At 41.3% G+C, this 16,420-nt stretch carries 14 protein-coding genes and 1 tRNA gene; 12 read left to right on the plus strand and 3 right to left on the minus strand.

All coding sequences use genetic code 11. The features are described from left to right. Positions 1-147: 147 nt before the first annotated feature. Positions 148-1,263: a DNA polymerase III subunit beta gene (gene dnaN / locus ACHFIY_RS11215; RefSeq protein ID WP_410846186.1), complete on the minus strand. Its 1,116-nt coding sequence runs from the start codon at positions 1,261-1,263 to the stop codon at positions 148-150. A 565-nt stretch (positions 1,264-1,828) separates the two neighbouring features. Between dnaN and ACHFIY_RS11220 the strand changes: the two genes are divergently transcribed. The 5 genes from ACHFIY_RS11220 (at position 1,829) to ACHFIY_RS11240 (ending at position 8,547) form a co-directional block, all read left to right on the plus strand. Continuing rightward, a complete protein-coding gene (locus ACHFIY_RS11220; RefSeq protein WP_410846187.1) occupies positions 1,829-2,302 on the plus strand; it encodes a regulatory protein RecX in 474 nt (157 codons plus the stop codon). Between the two features lie 277 nt (positions 2,303-2,579). Beyond that, positions 2,580-3,653 carry an iron-containing alcohol dehydrogenase family protein gene (locus ACHFIY_RS11225; protein WP_410846188.1) on the plus strand — a complete coding sequence of 358 codons (1,074 nt, stop codon included), beginning with the start codon at positions 2,580-2,582 and terminating at the stop codon, positions 3,651-3,653. Between the two features lie 92 nt (positions 3,654-3,745). Beyond that, the gene (gene prfA / locus ACHFIY_RS11230) at positions 3,746-4,810 is read left to right on the plus strand and encodes a peptide chain release factor 1 (RefSeq protein ID WP_410846189.1); all 1,065 of its coding nucleotides are present in this window, start codon (positions 3,746-3,748) and stop codon (positions 4,808-4,810) included. A gap of 982 nt (positions 4,811-5,792) precedes the next feature. Further along, entirely contained in the window at positions 5,793-6,908 is a 1,116-nt protein-coding gene (locus ACHFIY_RS11235; RefSeq protein WP_410846190.1) for a redoxin domain-containing protein, read from the plus strand. Positions 6,909-7,011: 103 nt separating this feature from the next. Continuing rightward, positions 7,012-8,547, plus strand: coding sequence for an ArnT family glycosyltransferase (locus tag ACHFIY_RS11240; protein WP_410846191.1), 1,536 nt, complete (start codon positions 7,012-7,014; stop codon positions 8,545-8,547). A gap of 96 nt (positions 8,548-8,643) precedes the next feature. Here ACHFIY_RS11240 and rnhB read toward each other — a convergent pair whose 3' ends face one another. Next, on the minus strand, positions 8,644-9,231 hold the full coding sequence (gene rnhB / locus ACHFIY_RS11245) for a ribonuclease HII (RefSeq protein ID WP_410846192.1): 588 nt from the start codon (positions 9,229-9,231) through the stop codon (positions 8,644-8,646). Positions 9,232-9,525: 294 nt separating this feature from the next. On the opposite strand from rnhB, the gene ACHFIY_RS11250 reads away from it, so the two are divergent. After that, the gene (locus ACHFIY_RS11250; RefSeq protein ID WP_410846225.1) at positions 9,526-9,702 is read left to right on the plus strand and encodes a DUF4172 domain-containing protein; all 177 of its coding nucleotides are present in this window, start codon (positions 9,526-9,528) and stop codon (positions 9,700-9,702) included. On the opposite strand, the gene ACHFIY_RS11255 is transcribed toward ACHFIY_RS11250, so the two are convergent. Continuing rightward, positions 9,662-9,735 (minus strand) — tRNA-Met (locus tag ACHFIY_RS11255). The genes ACHFIY_RS11250 and ACHFIY_RS11255 overlap by 41 nt on opposite strands. A gap of 402 nt (positions 9,736-10,137) precedes the next feature. Here ACHFIY_RS11255 and rpoB point away from each other — a divergent pair. From rpoB to ACHFIY_RS11285, 6 genes are all read left to right on the plus strand, one after another. Beyond that, complete coding sequence (gene rpoB / locus ACHFIY_RS11260; protein WP_410846193.1) at positions 10,138-13,941, plus strand: DNA-directed RNA polymerase subunit beta; 3,804 nt, start codon at positions 10,138-10,140, stop codon at positions 13,939-13,941. A 391-nt stretch (positions 13,942-14,332) separates the two neighbouring features. Then, positions 14,333-14,779 (plus strand): sulfatase-like hydrolase/transferase, encoded by a 447-nt coding sequence (locus ACHFIY_RS11265; protein ID WP_410846194.1) that lies wholly within the window; start codon positions 14,333-14,335, stop codon positions 14,777-14,779. A 131-nt stretch (positions 14,780-14,910) separates the two neighbouring features. Further along, positions 14,911-15,282, plus strand: coding sequence for a sulfatase-like hydrolase/transferase (locus ACHFIY_RS11270; protein WP_410846195.1), 372 nt, complete (start codon positions 14,911-14,913; stop codon positions 15,280-15,282). 64 nt (positions 15,283-15,346) lie between these two features. After that, positions 15,347-15,562: a hypothetical protein gene (locus ACHFIY_RS11275; RefSeq protein WP_410846196.1), complete on the plus strand. Its 216-nt coding sequence runs from the start codon at positions 15,347-15,349 to the stop codon at positions 15,560-15,562. Between the two features lie 78 nt (positions 15,563-15,640). After that, positions 15,641-15,913, plus strand: a complete 273-nt coding sequence (locus tag ACHFIY_RS11280; protein ID WP_410846197.1) for a hypothetical protein — start codon at positions 15,641-15,643, stop codon at positions 15,911-15,913. A 99-nt stretch (positions 15,914-16,012) separates the two neighbouring features. Then, positions 16,013-16,411, plus strand: coding sequence for a VOC family protein (locus tag ACHFIY_RS11285; protein WP_410846198.1), 399 nt, complete (start codon positions 16,013-16,015; stop codon positions 16,409-16,411). Positions 16,412-16,420: the final 9 nt, after the last annotated feature.

The raw sequence follows: 16,420 nt of genomic DNA on the forward strand, positions 1-16,420 counted from the left end.
TAATTAATAATTGATAATTGACAGTTCAGTTGGTAAAAATAGTGCCAAATTCTTAAACCTTTATTGGGTTCAAAGCCCTATAAAGGGTATAAAATAAAAAACCCGGTTATGATAAACCGGGTTGTATTCAAAAAGTTTATATTGCTATTAATTATTCAGCATCAATGGCATCACCAGCATCAACAGGTCTTCGCCTTCTGCTTGCTCGCTAGGTTTTATCAACCCTGCTTTTGTTGACGTGGAAAGCTCTAGCCTTACCTCAGTGGTATCGGCAGCGTTCAGCATTTCTATTAAGAATTTGGCATTGAAAGCTATTTGCAGGTCTTCGCCATCGTATTGGCAGCTCATGCGTTCGTTGCCCTCAAAGTTAAAATCTATATCTTGGGCAGCCATGCCTAGTTCGCTGCCGTTGATGCTTAGTGCTACCTGGTTGGTGCTTTTATTGCTAAAAATACTTACCCTGCGGAGCGCATTTTGAAAATCGGCCTTGGTAACAACCAGTTTATAAGGATTATCTGCTGGTATTACTACTTTATAATCAGGGAAACGGGCATCTATCAAGCGGCAAATCATTTGTATGTCGCCGTGGGTTACAAACAAATGGTTGCTGTTATAGCTTACTATTATTTCATCGTCATTGTCTGGCAAGGCATTGCGCAGCAGGTTCAAAGGCTTTTTAGGCACAATAAAGCTATCTGTTTTAGTAGCTTGCGTATCCGTCCTTTTATAGCGGACCAAACGGTGGGCATCTGTTGCTACAAATTGCACAAAGTCTTCCGACAATTCAAAATAAACGCCTGTCATGGCTGGCCTAAGGTCATCGGTGCTAACTGCAAACAGCGTTTTATTTATCGCTGTTATCAAAGCTCCGCTGCTCATTGGGAAGGCAGTGGTATCGTCATTGGCCGGCTCCTTGGGGAAATTGTCGGGGTTTTCGCCTGGCAATTTGTATTTGCCATTGTCGCTGGTAATTTCCACGGCAAAGTTTTTGTCGATGCTGAAAGTCAAAGGCTGGTCAGCGATATTTTTAAGGGAATCAATCAATATTTTTGCAGGTATGCATACCTTGCCGTCTTCCTTGCTTTCCACGTCCATTTGCACCCGCATTACGGTTTCTAAATCGGTAGCAACAATATTTAGTTTCTTGCCTTCTATTTCAAACAAGAAATCCTCAAGTATGGGCAGCACGGTATTAGCATTGATTACACCACTGATTTGTTGCAGGTGCTTTAGCAAAGAAGATGATGATACGATGAACTTCATTTCAACAAAAAATTTATATTAGCGACAAACCTACTGTAAATTATCTAAATTATCAATATTGCCCCACTTGCATAGTGCTTGAAGCATAAAACTTTTGTATAGGGGTGCATATTTAAGACTGTTAGCAGTAAATCATATAGTATAATTGAATTAAAACTTTCGTCAGTAAAGTTGTCAAAATAATTTTCCCAATTTAGACCTGTTAGGTTTTTAAAAAACTAACAGGCAGGATGTTCAGAATCATAGGGGCTTTAGTGCAATTTTAAGCTACTAATACGCATGATAATATTTACTGTTTAATAGTACCGTTGAACCTTTCTTTGTGTTCTTTAAGTGAAACGTTTTACCTTAAAGGCAAGCTTTCTTTGTGTTTCTTTGCGAAAAACTTTGTGTGCTTTGTGGTTAAACCTCCGCTTAAAACTTTATGAAGTCTTTAATGCCTATTCTGAACAGCCTATCTGAGAGGTTTTGTAGGAAAAACCTCACAAAATGAGTAAAGTTATTTCGGAAACATCACTCATTAACTGAGTGATTTCAAATTTGTAAAGCAGCAAGAAAAATACCTTTGAAACAATCATTAACGCCAGAAAAGGCATTCCAAAAAATAAAAGCCTTTTGTGCTTACCAAGAAAGGGGGCACAGGGAAGTGGCTAGAAAGCTGTATAGCTATGGGTTGTATAAAAAAGATGTTGAAATTTTACTTAGCCAACTGATAGAAGAAGGTTTTTTAAATGAAGAAAGGTTTGCCATTGCTTTTGCAGGTGGCAGGTTTAGGATAAAACACTGGGGCAGGGTTAAAATAAAGTATGAATTGCAGCAAAAAGGAGTAAGCAATTTTTGCATTATCTTGGCCTTAAAAGCCATTGATGAGGAAGAATATATACCTACATTGCAACAACTGGCCACAAAAAAATGGGAAAGCCTAAAAGGGGAACATTACATTGCCCGGCAGGGAAAAACAACCGCTTATTTGCTGCAAAAAGGTTTTGAACACACGTTTGTTTCAAAAGCAATTGCTGCAATAATGTCTAAACCATGATTTAATGGGATTAGATGGATTAAAAGGAGGGTGTTACTACCCAAGCAATAAGCAATAATCACCGTTTTATTACCCCCTATTTTTTGCTCCTTTATGGGTTGGGGTTTGCGTAGCGTTTTATCTTCCGCCTACATCCCCTTTGCGCCTTCTTTGCGTGAAAAGCTCTGCGTTCCTCTGTGGTTAAGCCATTTGCATTAGTTAAGATAAAAGTTTTTCCTTCCCTTATTCCTTTTATTTCTCACATTTGCAGGTTCATTGGCAAAATAGAAATACAGAGATGCAGTTCCGCAATTTTAAGATGGTTAGCTATGTAGTGTATGGCAGGGGTAGCTTTAACCAGTTAGACAGTATATTAGAACCTCAACGCAAGGGCGAAGCCCCTATGATTTTCTTGGTAGATTATTTTTTCGAAGGCAAGGCATTGCCCAACCGTGTGCCTTTGCGTGGCAAGGATAAAATAATTTATGTTGACGTAACGCACGAACCTAAAACCAAACAGGTAGATGCGCTAGCAGCAGGCTTGAAAGCTGAATTTGGCACAGTAAGCGGCATCATCGGCATCGGCGGAGGCAGTACAATGGATTTGGCCAAAGCAGTAAGCCTGATGATGACAAACCCAGGTTCTAGTGCAGACTACCAAGGGTGGGACTTGGTGAAGGTAGCAGGCGTGTACAAAGCAGGCATACCTACGCTTAGCGGCACAGGTGCAGAAGTTTCTAGGACTACCGTATTAACAGGTCCTGAGCGCAAACTAGGCATGAACAGCGACTTTACCCCGTTTGACCAAATAGTGCTAGACCCAGAATTAACCAAGGATGCCCCAGTAAACCAAAGGTTTTATACAGGAATGGACTGCTATATCCACTGCATAGAAAGCCTAGAAGGCACTTACTTGAACGAGTTTAGCAAAAGCTATGGCGACAAGGCATTGCAGCTTTGCCGTGAAATATTCCTAGGGCAAAAAGAATGGACGGATAGTAATGATGACAAGCTGATGATGGCTTCTTACGCAGGCGGCATGAGCATTGCTTATAGCCAAGTGGGCGTGGCACACGCGGTTAGCTATGGGCTAAGCTACTTGCTAGGCACCAAGCACGGCATAGGCAACTGCATAGTGATGAACCATATAGAGGAATACTACCCTGCTGGCGTGGCCGAGTTTAAAAAAATGGTGGCTGACAACAATATTTACATACCCGAAGGTATTTGTAGTGGCCTTACAGATGCACAGTTCGAAACCATGATAAACGTAAGCATGGGCATGAAACCCTTATGGGAAAATGCACTGGGCAAAAACTGGCAGGAAATAATGACAAGGGAAAAGTTGAGGGCCTTGTACGAGAAACTGTAGTGGCAGCCCTTGCGGCTGCCCGCTACAAAACCTTTATAGGGTTCAAAACCCTATAAAGGTTAGCATTTTCATTTTAATATAGATCACAATTCATGCTGGATAAATTAGATGCAATAAAAGCAAGGTTTGAACAAGTGGGCGTAGCCCTCACCAACCCTGAAATAATCAATAACCAAAAGGAATTTGGCAAGCTGAGCAAGGAATACAAGGCTTTGCAAAAGATTGTTGACCCTTACGAGCAGTACCGAAAGGTAATGGCCGACTATGAATACCTGAAAGATAGCCTTGGCAGTGGGGACGAGGAAATGAAGGAACTGGCCAAAATGGAAATACCAGATCTGGAAACACAAAAAGAAGACTTGGAAAAAGAGTTGACCAAGCTGCTGATACCCAAAGACCCACAAGATGACAAAAACGCCATCCTAGAAATAAGGGCAGGAACCGGTGGTGACGAAGCTAGTTTGTTTGCTGGAGACCTATTGGGCATGTACCTGCGCTATTGCAGCAAGAAAGGCTGGAAAACCAGCATTGCCAGCGAAAGCGAAGGCACGGTGGGTGGCTACAAAGAGGTATTGGTTGAGGTAACAGGGGAAGACGTATATGGCACGCTGAAATTTGAAAGCGGCGTGCACCGTGTGCAGCGTGTGCCCAATACAGAAACGCAAGGCAGGGTACATACTTCTGCCGCCACTGTGGCCGTAATGCCCGAGGCAGAAGAAGTGGATTTTGAACTGAATCCTGCCGATGTAAAAATGGAAACTTCACGAAGCGGCGGTGCTGGTGGGCAAAACGTAAACAAGGTAGAAACCAAGGTAATGCTTACCCACATACCTACTGGCGTGGTAATTATTTGCCAAACAGAACGCAGCCAGCTAGGCAACCGTGAAAAAGCCATGACCATGCTGCGTACAAAGCTATATGAAGAGCAAGTACGCAAGCACGAGGACGAAATAGCCAAGCGGCGGAAAACATTGGTAAGCACCGGTGACAGGAGTGCTAAGATACGCACCTACAACTGGCCCCAAGGCCGTGTAACCGACCACCGTATCAACCTTACCTCATATAACCTAGATGCGGTAATAAATGGCGATATAGAAGAGTTTATTGAGGCATTGCAATTGGCAGAAAATGCAGAGAAGATGGCGACAAACCAATAGGTTGTATTTTTCACCACAGAGGCACAAGCAGCATAGATTTTATCTCCGAAAAAAAACAGTGGTGTGATGGAAAAAGAGATGCTTGAATAATACTTCCGGCAATCAAAAGGGTGCATTTCAAAATTTCTTTTTTGTTGTTTTCTATTTGGTAAAAGTATAAAATATATAATTTTACTTACATGGGTAAATGCCCTACTGTTTGCTGCTCAACAAGCATCCTATATGGGGGAAATTTTGGATACTCATGGGGGCATATTCCCCCCATATAGGATTTTTATTTTGGGCTATATACATATGCATGCGAATTTTGTATAAAATCCAAGTTAAAGTAGCAACTAGGGCATCTTTGGATTGCCTCTCGCATCAGATGTTAGTTGGCTTAGGAAAATGATAATCCACTATCAAAATCTTATAAGTGTATTATCAATAAATTATCAGTTTCCTATAATAAAACTATCATTCCATTATGAATAAATTATCATAAAATTCACTTAAATTATCATAAAAAATAAAGCTTAAAAAAACATAAAAAGTTGAATATCAACGAGTTAAATATAAAAAGATAGGATCGAAAAAAAATAAATTGCGGAAAAAAAAGAAAAAAAATCCATTTCAAACCTGCGCTTTGTAATACTTTCAACCCAGATTTTCCATTAGATTTCAACTGCAAAAACTGTGTTCAAAATAACATTCCTATTGCCGAATAAGATTTTTTTCATTTTATCTGCTTGTTCACACTGTTCTTTATGTTTTCTTTGCCCTTAATTTTTGCCACTTTAGGGGTTTGGGGGGCAAGTGAAACGCTTCTCAATTCCCCTATCAGAGGGTGGCCATCGGCCGGGGGGTTACTCCGCTCTTTGTGTTTCTTTGTGCAAAATCTTTGTGTTCTTTGTGATTAAATAATCATTTTAGGAATATTACTTCGTGCCACTTTGATTCTTTGCACCTTTGTGGCAATTTCAATTTTACAAATCACACATCAATGAGAAAGTTTGTTATTGCTTTATTATATATCGCCTTTGCAGTTTCGTGCAAGCAAAAAACTACAAGTGGGTCTTATACCATTAGTGGCAAAATAGATAGTGCCGCAAGCGGTGAAATGATTGTTTGCAGGCAAACCATACCCGAGGCAAAGCCAGATACGGCTTACTTGGCAAAAGACGGTAGCTTTACCTTTAAAAATACCATTGCCGAGCCTACGCTTGCCAATATTTATTTCCCCGCTTCTGTGCAGGAAAGCCAGCAAGCTATTACCCTTTTCCTAGAGCCGGGCAACATTGATATTACAGGCAAAAAATCAGACCTAAACAATGCAATGGTAAACGGGGGCAATAGTAATAAAGAACTATCGGCCATCATGGGCATTACCAAAACTTATACTGGCAAGATGAAACTGCTGGAAGACAGCATTAAAAAGCGATATGAAGCACACGATACAGCAGCTATTCAATCGCTGCAAACAACAGGCATGTCGCTAGACAGTGAAGAAAAGCAAGCCATAACTCAAAATATAAAAAACAACCCGAAAAGTTATGTGTCGGCCTTTTTTGCCTATCAGCTAAATAGCTACGATTCTAAGTTGCAAAATACAGAAACGGCTTACAATAGCTTAGATGCAAGCATACAACAATCCTATTATGGCAAAAAATTAAAGCAAATACTTGATGCTTTAAAGTCAACAGCAGTAGGCACCTTGGCTCCATCTTTTACTTCAAATAATATAAACGGTCAGCCTGTATCATTGGCATCTTTCAAAGGCAAATATGTATTGCTCGATTTTTGGGCAAGCTGGTGCGGGCCCTGCCGCCAGGAAAACCCCAATGTGGTGAAAGCATATAGCCAGTTCAAAGATAAAAATTTTACCATCGTAGGCATTAGCCTAGATGAAGATAAAGCCGCCTGGCAGCAAGCCATAGCCACGGATCACCTTGCATGGAACCAGCTAAGCGACCTCCAAGGCTGGAAAAGCAGCACCGCAAATACTTATGGCGTACAATCTATCCCTGCCAATTTCCTGCTTGATCCCACTGGTAAAATAATTGCCAAAGATTTGCGTGGCACAGATTTAATCAACGCATTGGCTGGCATTTTTAAGTAAAATAAATTTATTCTAAATCCTTGTGTGCCCTGGTGGTTAACCTTCTTTTTCTTTGTGTTCCTTTGCGAAAAATCTTTGTGTACTTTGTGGTTATTCAACAGCAATGGAAAAAAATTACAAAAAGCATCTTCTCCTCCTCACAATCATTGCGGCAGCTATAAAAATAATCGTGGCATGCTTGGTAGAACTGGGCAATGACGAAGTCTATTACTGGACTTATGCCCTTCAACCCGACTATAACCATTTCGACCATCCGCCAATGGTGGGCTTGCTCATCAGGCTTACTTCGCTGAACCTGCATTGGGCTTCGGGGTTGTCCCTCCGATTGGGTGCCATCATAGGTTGCGGCATCAGCACTTATTTCATTTTCCAAACTGGAAAGTTGATAGCCAACGAAAAAACAGCGTGGTATACTGCCTTAGTTTATAACTGCTCGGTTTATAGCGGCTTTATAGCAGGTATGTTTATTCTGCCCGATAGCCCGCAAATGCCATTTTGGACAGGTGCATTATACCTCATGGCACAGATTATTGTATTGCAAAAAGACAAGCAACTTTCTTATTGGCTGGGCTTGGGTTTAACCATTGGCCTAGCCTGCTTGTGCAAGGTACACGGCCTGTACTTGTGGGTAGGTTTTGGCTTGTTTATTCTGTTGCAGCGAATAAAATGGCTGCTCAATTGGCGGTTATACTTGGGTGTAGCTGTTACATTGCTTTGCGTTATACCAATCGTATATTGGAATGTGCAGAACGATTTTATTACTTATAAGTTCCATTCAGAAAGGGTGGAACATACCGTGGCAGAGTGGGACAACCTATTGCAAGAAATAATTGGCGAGCTGGCCTACCAGAACCCAGTTGTGTACATACTCATCATAGTAGCTGTCATTTATTTCATCCGCAACAAAACCATCTTTCCAAAACCCATCAATGCTTGGCTATTGTGCATGGGCTTGCCCATGATTTTATTTTTTTGGGGCATCGCTTTGTTCAATGCCTCCTTGCCCCACTGGAGTGGGCCGGGTTATATACCGCTTTACTTTATAGCAGCAGCTTTTTTAGCAGCAAAAAGCAATACCGTTTACCCATTGTTTATTAAGATAGCTGGGGGCATTGTGTTGTTCGTATTGATAGGCGGCATTGCATTGGCAAGGTTTGCCCCTTTTAATGTGGGCAGCAAGCATTTGGATGACTATGGCGAATACTGCCCTACGCTAGACATTAGTGGCTGGGAAGATTTTGGGGAAGCATTTAATACGCTAGTAAAAAAGGATATTGCCACGGGCACAATGAAAAAAGATGCTCCTATTGTTGCAGCCAACTGGTTCCCAGCAGGGCATGAGCTGTTTTATGTTGCAAGGGTTACCGGGCAGCCATTGCTGGGCATTGGTAAACTAACCGAGATACACAAATTTGCCTGGCTGAACGAAACATTTAAGCCCTTGCAACTGGGCGATGATGCGTATTGCATCGTGCCTTCCAATGCCCCTTTGAAAGTGGCGGAAACATACAGCAAGTATTTTACTACCATAGAGCCGCCTACCATTATCAATCAAATTCGAGGGGGCAAAATGGTGCGGTACTTTAAAATATACCGCCTTCGGCAATGCAGGCAATTGCCGCCACCTGTTTTGCAATAGAATGTAGCCACTAAACTACAAAATCACCAAACCCTTTTTCTTCTTTATCCCCTTTGTGCCCCTTTGAGTTTTTGTGCCTTAGTGGCGAAAAAATACTTACTCCCTCTTTCCCAAAATATTAAAACTCATCCTATGATAAGGCGTTGACCCATGTGCTGCTATTGCATCCCTATGCACCTGCGTTCCATAGCCTTTATTTTTTTCCCAGCCGTACAATGGGTAGCTTTCGTGCAGGGTTTTCATATACGCATCCCGGTAGGTCTTGGCAAGTATGCTTGCTGCGGCAATGTTGGCATATTTGCCATCGCCCTGCACTATGCAGGTATGCTGGATAAAAGGGTAGGGTGTAAAACGGTTGCCATCTATCAGCAGCAAGCCTGGGGTAATGGTTAGCTGCGCAATTGCCAGGTGCATGGCTTTAAAAGAGGCTTTCAGGATATTGATACGGTCTATTTCTTCATTGCTTACCATAGCGACGGCATAGCACATAGCATTAGCTTCTATATATGCTCGCAATTGATCCCTGTCTTTTTCCTTTACTTGCTTGCTGTCGTTTAGCAAAGGGTGGTAGAAATCAACTGGTAAAATAACCGCCGCCGCAAACACCGGCCCTGCATAGCATCCCCTGCCAGCTTCATCGCACCCAGCTTCTGGTACTGTTGTTTGATAGGTATTGATGAGCATTAGATAAAATTGTTTGGCAAATTTTGTAAACCAACCTATTAAGGTTTGAAAATATTTTGAATGCCCGTATGATAGCCATTTTTTATTTCTACAAAAAGACACATTATTTGTCACATACCATCCGAAAAATCTTGTATGCACCCATTTCAATCATATTGTTTGAGGGGTTCTATATGCAGTAATAAAAGAGTAAAGCATAAACAATTGCGGCGATTAAATCTCTAAAACACCGCCTATTTGCGGTAATATGTAAATCCATCAATTAAAGCAATGGTCAAATAAAGCAATGGTCAAATAAAACAATGGTCAAATTTTACTTGGGAAGTAAACCAATTTTCCGTAAAATTGGGGGGGGAAGTAAGGCATTTCAATGGCAGGGTATTTGGCCAAATGCAAGTTCTTGGCTTTAAGTTGCAAGACGAAACTAATGTAGCGAGGAGGAGATTTGAACTCCCGACCTTCGGGTTATGAATCCGATGCTCTAACCAACTGAGCTACCTCGCCATGGGGTTAAGGGCGGCAAATATAGGAGGATTTATAAAAACAGCTTTCATTTTTATTTTATGCCATGAGATTGCAAAACTTATGCACATTAAAATGGTTGGCTGAAACATCTGTTTTTCTAGTTACCCTACTTATAAACGCTTCTTTTTAAAAAGAAAATGAAGGTTGTAGTACGGATTTTTTTTGAATTTGGGAGATAAAAATGTTAAGATAAAAATTTATTGCCAAAATTTCCTACCAAACCTTACCTTTGCCATCCTTTATTTTGGGCTAATTAGCATTTTAGGGGTTGTTTTCCTGTGCAAACAGGCTTATAATCTATTGATTGCAAGGCTTTTACAGGCTGTTAACACTTGATAAATGGTGGTTTATTTTCACAAAAAAACCGGTTTATAAAATAATATGTCAACAACTATTGTGAACAACAGGGTGAATTTTGGCAAAACTAAGCATTTGGCCGAGACTCCCGATTTATTAGACATCCAGTTACAGTCTTTCAGGGAATTTTTCCAGTTGGAAACTACGCCAGACAAGCGTAACAATGAAGGGTTGTTCCGTGTGTTTAAAGACAACTTCCCCATTACCGACACAAGGAACATCTTTGTATTGGAGTTCTTGGACTACTTTATTGATCCCCCACGGTATTCAATAGACGAGTGTATGGAACGTGGCCTTACTTACGCTGTGCCTTTAAAAGCCAAGCTGCGTTTGAGCTGTAACGATGAGGAACACGTGGATTTCCAGACTATTGTACAGGATGTATTTCTAGGCAACATCCCTTACATGACACCTCGTGGCACATTTGTGGTAAATGGTGCTGAGCGTGTAGTAGTATCCCAATTGCACCGTTCACCGGGTGTGTTCTTTGGCCAATCTACCCACCCGAACGGCACTAAAATTTACTCTGCAAGGGTTATCCCTTTCAAAGGTGCCTGGATGGAGTTTGCCACAGACATTAACAATGTAATGTACGCCTACATTGACCGTAAGAAGAAATTCCCGGTTACCACCCTTTTGCGTTCTATTGGTTTTGAAACAGACAAAGACATTTTGGCTTTGTTTGGTATGGCCGATGAAGTTCCTGCAAGCAAAGCAGAACTGGAAAAACATGTAGGTAGGAAACTGGCTGCGCGTGTACTCCGCACATGGGTAGAAGATTTCGTTGATGAAGATACAGGCGAGGTAGTTTCTATTGAAAGGAATGAAATTGTAATGGAACGTGACAGCATCCTGGATATAGATGGTGTTGACACTATTATAGAAATGGAAATAAAAAGCATATTCCTTCAAAGGGAAGATGTGGGTGGAGATTATGCCATTATCTACAATACATTAAATAAAGATACTTCGAACAGTGAGTTGGAGGCGGTTCAGCACATCTATCGCCAATTGCGTGGTGCTGATGCCCCAGATAACGAAACTGCACGTGGTATTATTGATAAATTATTCTTCAGCGACAAGCGTTACGACTTGGGCGAAGTAGGCCGTTATAAAATAAATGGTAAACTAGGTTTGGACTATGCTTTAACTAAAAAAGTATTGACCAAACAAGATATCATTGAAATTGTAAAATACCTGGTTCGTTTAACGAATGCCAAGGCTGAAATTGATGATATTGATCACTTGAGCAACCGTCGTGTAAGGACTGTGGGCGAGCAATTGTATGCACAGTTTGGCGTTGGTTTGGCCCGTATGGCTCGTACCATCCGTGAGCGTATGAACGTTCGTGACAATGAGGTATTTACCCCGGTAGATTTGATCAATGCACGTACACTTAGCTCTGTAATCAATTCATTCTTCGGTACTTCTCAGTTGTCCCAGTTCTTAGATCAAACAAACCCGTTGTCAGAAATTACGCACAAACGTCGTATTTCAGCGCTAGGGCCAGGTGGTTTGAGTAGGGAAAGGGCAGGTTTTGAGGTGCGTGACGTACACTATAGCCACTACGGCCGTTTGTGTACCATTGAAACACCAGAAGGACCAAACATTGGTTTGATTTCTACTCTTTGCGTACACGCAAAAATTAACGATATGGGCTTCATCGAAACCCCATACCGTAAAGTAGAAAACGCCAAGGTAGATACTACCCAATTGTTGTACTTAAGTGCAGAAGCAGAAGAAAACGTAAAAGTAGCGCAGTCAAACTCTCCTATTGATGATGACGGCAACTTCCTTGAAGATAAAGTAGTTTCCAGGGATACTGGTGACTTCCCAATATTAGACAAGAACGAGGTTGAATATATGGATGTTGCGCCTAACCAGATTGTTGGTTTGAGTGCCTCCCTTATTCCTTTCTTAGAGCATGATGATGCCAACCGTGCCTTGATGGGTTCGAACATGCAACGCCAGGCTGTGCCGTTGGTGCGTATGGAAGTACCTATTGTTGGCACTGGTTTGGAAGGTAAAGCTGCCCGTGATGCACGTATCCAGATACATGCAGAAGGTACAGGTGTTGTGGAGTTTGTAGATGCAAACGAAATACACGTTCGATACGACAGGAACGATTTAGACCGTTTGGTTTCTTTCGACGAAGATTTGGTTGTTTATAAATTAACTAAATTCATTAAAACAAACCAAGCTACTTGTATCAATTTACGTCCTGCTGTAAAAAAAGGACAAAAATTGGTAAAAGGCGATTTCCTCACTGAAGGTTACGCTACAAAAGATGGCGAACTTGCTTTGGGAAGGAACCTAGTAGTTGCGTTCATGCCTTGGAAGGGTTACAACTTTGAGGATGCCATTGTAATCAATGAAAGGGTTGCAAGGGAAGATATGTTTACTTCCGTTCACATTGATGAATATGAACTGGAAGTTCGCGATACCAAATTAGGTGAAGAGGAGTTAACGCCTGATATACCCAATATCAGCGAAGAAGCTACTAAAGATTTGGATGAGCATGGTATCATCAGGATTGGCGCAACTATTAAAGAAGGCGACATACTGATTGGTAAAATCACGCCAAAAGGCGAAAGCGACCCTACACCCGAAGAAAAACTATTGCGTGCCATCTTTGGCGACAAAGCGGGCGATGCAAAAGATGCTTCTTTAAAAGCACCAAACGGTACTGAAGGTGTGGTGATAGATAAAAAGCTTTTCCAACGTGCAAAGAAAGACAAGAATACGAAGGTTAAGGAAAAAGCACAGTTGGAAAAAGTAGAAAAAGCACACCATGTATTGGTTGATGAGATAAGGGAAAACCTGTTGAGCAAACTGCAAACATTGCTAAAAGACAAAACATCCCAAGGCGTTACCAACAACTTTGGTGAAGTATTGATAGGCAAAGGCGCTAAATTCAATCAAAAGAATATTTCTTCAATTGAGTTTGCAAACGTTAACCCATTAAATTGGACTGGCGAAGCAGAAACAGATCATTACATCAATACTTTGTTGCACAACTATACCATTAAGTTCAATGAGGAGTTGGGCAGGTACAAGCGTGAAAAATTCAATATCTCTATTGGTGATGAATTGCCAGCAGGTGTGTTGAAATTGGCCAAAGTTTACATCGCTGTAAAACGTAAGTTGAAAGTGGGTGATAAAATGGCGGGTCGCCATGGTAATAAAGGTATTGTGGCCAAAATTGTTCGCGCAGAAGACATGCCATTCATGGAAGACGGTACACCGGTTGACATTGTACTGAACCCATTGGGCGTACCAAGCCGGATGAACCTTGGGCAGATTTATGAAACCATTTTGGGCTGGACAGGCTTGAAACTAGGCCTTAAATTCGCTACCCCAATTTTCGATGGTGCCAGCACTACGCAAATTGAAGATTTGTGCAAGCAAGCAGGTATCCCTAGGAATGGACACACATACTTGTATGATGGTGAAACAGGTTCACGTTTTGACCAAAAAGCTACTGTAGGTGTAATCTATATGATTAAACTACACCACATGGTGGATGATAAGATGCACGCACGTTCAATCGGGCCATACAGCTTGATTACGCAGCAACCGCTGGGTGGTAAAGCACAGTTTGGTGGACAGCGTTTTGGTGAGATGGAGGTTTGGGCACTGGAAGCTTATGGTGCATCCAACATCTTGCAGGAATTGCTGACATTGAAATCGGATGACATCATTGGCCGTGCAAAAACCTACGAAGCCATTGTGAAGGGCGAAAACATCCCTAAACCAGGTATCCCAGAATCATTCAATGTATTGGTTCATGAACTAAGGGGATTAGGCTTAGATTTGAAATTTGAATAAGGAACTTAGTTTAATATTGAAAAAGGCTCATCTGTAAACAGATGAGCCTTTTTTTATGATTTTAAGTGCATTGCTTTTCCTGCTCAAAAGTAAAATAACGTTATTTTTTATTTTACTTTTTTTCACTTTAACATTCGCTAATCATTGTAATATAAAAGTAAAAGCAGGTATTTCCCTTTGGGATTCTATTATAAAACTAACAGTGCCATCCACCTAGTTTATATGGCTTAACAACCATAAGCCTTATTTTTTGACATTGCGTGATTTTTGTTGAGGAATATTAGAACAGACATTTTTTATATTAACTACTTAATACCTATGTTGTAAGCACATGCCGCAAACGTTCACGCAGATAAAGGTACTAAGCACAGCAGTTTAGCCTACCTTGGCAATGCTTTACCTTTTAAAAACGCTGTATGAAAAAAAATGCTTGCCTGCTACTTCTCTTGCTATTGGTACCCATGCAAAAAAGCCCAATATCCTTTTTATTGCCATTGACGATTTAAAACCAGTATTGGGTTGCTATGGAAATACCCTCATTAAAACACCCAATATAGACCGCTTGGCAAAAATGGGTAATTACTGCCAGCAAGCTGTTTGTGGCCCTACAAGGGCTAGTATCATGACAGGTAAACGGCCAGACTATACCAAGATATGGGACTTGAAAACCAAAATGCGGGATATGAACCCAGATATTGTTACCCTGCCGCAATACCTCATTACGCAAGGTTATACCACCGTTGGCATAGGCAAGATATACCATGCTACCATTGCCGAGAAAAATGACCAAGCCTTTTCTTGGAGCATGCCTTATATAAAAGCGAAGGATAGCGATTAGGCCAATGGTCTTGGCACAACTGCATTTGGCAGCATCAGGGGAAATAAAAAACAGAAAGGAAGCAAAGGAGGGCGACGAAAATTCCGGTGGCAAACAAGGGCCTTCTTCCGAATGCATAAATTTGCCCGATAATGCATACGAGGATGGGGCCAATGCCCTGCTTGCCAAGAAGAAAGGCTGATAAGCCTTTCTTCTTGGCCGTAGGCTACCACAAGCCGCACTTGCCGTTGGTGTCGCCCAAAAAATACTGGGATCTTTACAAGCGGGAAGACATGCCTTTGGCCAAATTCCAACAACATTCAAAGAATGGGAAAGACATTGCTTATCATAATTCAAACGAATTAAGAGTCTATACAGGTATACCTGATTTTACTACTTTTTCAGATGGCTTAAATCATATTGACCTACAACGAGAAAAACAAAAGGAATTGATATATGGCTATTATGCAGCCATTTCTTATACCGATGCACAAGTAGGCATACTACTGAATGCCCTAGATTAAATGGAGGCATTGAACAATACAATAATCGTCCTATGGGGCGACCATGGCTGGCATCTTGGCGATAATGACCTTTGGAACAAGCATACCAATTTTGAAAACGCCACACACTCCCCAATTAATTATTGCCGCACTTGGCTTCAAGGCCGGTGCCACAAAATCCCTTACGGAACATGTAGATATTTTCCGCACAGTGTGCAACCTAGCTGGCGTGCCGCTTCCTGATAGCCTAGATGGAAAAAGCCTAGTGCCCATTATGCAAAACAAGAAAGCCATGGTATAGGATTTCTCTATTAGCCAATACCCCCGCAAGCTTAAAAAAGAGGAGCAAAAACGCCAAGGTATTACTAACCCTAAAATAATGGGCTATTCCATCCGCACCGAGCTTTACCGTTTTGTATTATGGGCAAACAATGGCTTTACCAGCAAGGAACCCTTTACTAACGACCGGGTTTATGCAAAAGAATTAGACGATTATAAAAAAGACCCATTAGAAACCATAAACGTAGCCGATGATACCCATTATGCAAGCTTATCTAAAGAGATGTATGATAAAATGCTTGCTTTTTTCAAAAACAGGAAATGCTATAGGGATAAGGGCATAATATTTTATCAGCTTCTCTTTGGTTTATAGTAGGGTTGCCAACTTTCAAAAGATTGGCAACCCTTAGCATACCCATTCGCAGCATGGGAGAATGAAAAACATTACCTAGCTTTGGCTAAAGCATCCCAAATGTCAAACACACCCACAAAAACAGCCTTCGCCCCACTATTATATATAAGCAGCGGCATTAGCGATATACGTTTTTATACAAATGCCTTTGGTGCAGTCGAAATAATGCGATGGAGCAATGATGATGGCAGCCTACATGCTGCCGAACTATCAATTGATGGGGTGTTGTTCCACTTACATGAAGAAAAGCCTGCTGAAGGGCATTTAGAACCCAATAAAAACAAAGGGGTTACAACTACTATTGGTTTGTTTGTGGAAGATGTAGATGCCGTAATGCAAAAAGCCGTTGCGGCGGGTGCATTTGTAGTAACTGCTGCCCAAGATTATGATTTCGGTTATCGGCAAGGTGAAATAAAAGACCCCTTTGGGCATATTTGGTGCATACAGAAAAAAATATAACATACTGCC

The sequence above is a fragment of the Parasediminibacterium schistidii genome, from assembly GCF_046546515.1.
Taxonomy (GTDB): Bacteria; Bacteroidota; Bacteroidia; order Chitinophagales; family Chitinophagaceae; genus Parasediminibacterium.

Bases quoted from the DNA above. Each gene is read 5' to 3' on its own strand.
- dnaN (WP_410846186.1), bottom strand. From the start codon at position 1,263: ATGAAGTTCATCGTATCATCATCTTCTTTGCTAAAGCACCTGCAACAA.
- ACHFIY_RS11225 (WP_410846188.1), top strand. From the start codon at position 2,580: ATGCAGTTCCGCAATTTTAAGATGGTTAGCTATGTAGTGTATGGCAGG.
- prfA (WP_410846189.1), top strand. From the start codon at position 3,746: ATGCTGGATAAATTAGATGCAATAAAAGCAAGGTTTGAACAAGTGGGC.
- ACHFIY_RS11235 (WP_410846190.1), top strand. From the start codon at position 5,793: ATGAGAAAGTTTGTTATTGCTTTATTATATATCGCCTTTGCAGTTTCG.
- ACHFIY_RS11240 (WP_410846191.1), top strand. From the start codon at position 7,012: ATGGAAAAAAATTACAAAAAGCATCTTCTCCTCCTCACAATCATTGCG.
- rnhB (WP_410846192.1), bottom strand. From the start codon at position 9,231: ATGCTCATCAATACCTATCAAACAACAGTACCAGAAGCTGGGTGCGAT.
- rpoB (WP_410846193.1), top strand. From the start codon at position 10,138: ATGTCAACAACTATTGTGAACAACAGGGTGAATTTTGGCAAAACTAAG.
- ACHFIY_RS11265 (WP_410846194.1), top strand. From the start codon at position 14,333: ATGCTTTACCTTTTAAAAACGCTGTATGAAAAAAAATGCTTGCCTGCT.
- ACHFIY_RS11270 (WP_410846195.1), top strand. From the start codon at position 14,911: ATGCATACGAGGATGGGGCCAATGCCCTGCTTGCCAAGAAGAAAGGCT.
- ACHFIY_RS11275 (WP_410846196.1), top strand. From the start codon at position 15,347: ATGACCTTTGGAACAAGCATACCAATTTTGAAAACGCCACACACTCCC.
- ACHFIY_RS11280 (WP_410846197.1), top strand. From the start codon at position 15,641: ATGGGCTATTCCATCCGCACCGAGCTTTACCGTTTTGTATTATGGGCA.
- ACHFIY_RS11285 (WP_410846198.1), top strand. From the start codon at position 16,013: ATGTCAAACACACCCACAAAAACAGCCTTCGCCCCACTATTATATATA.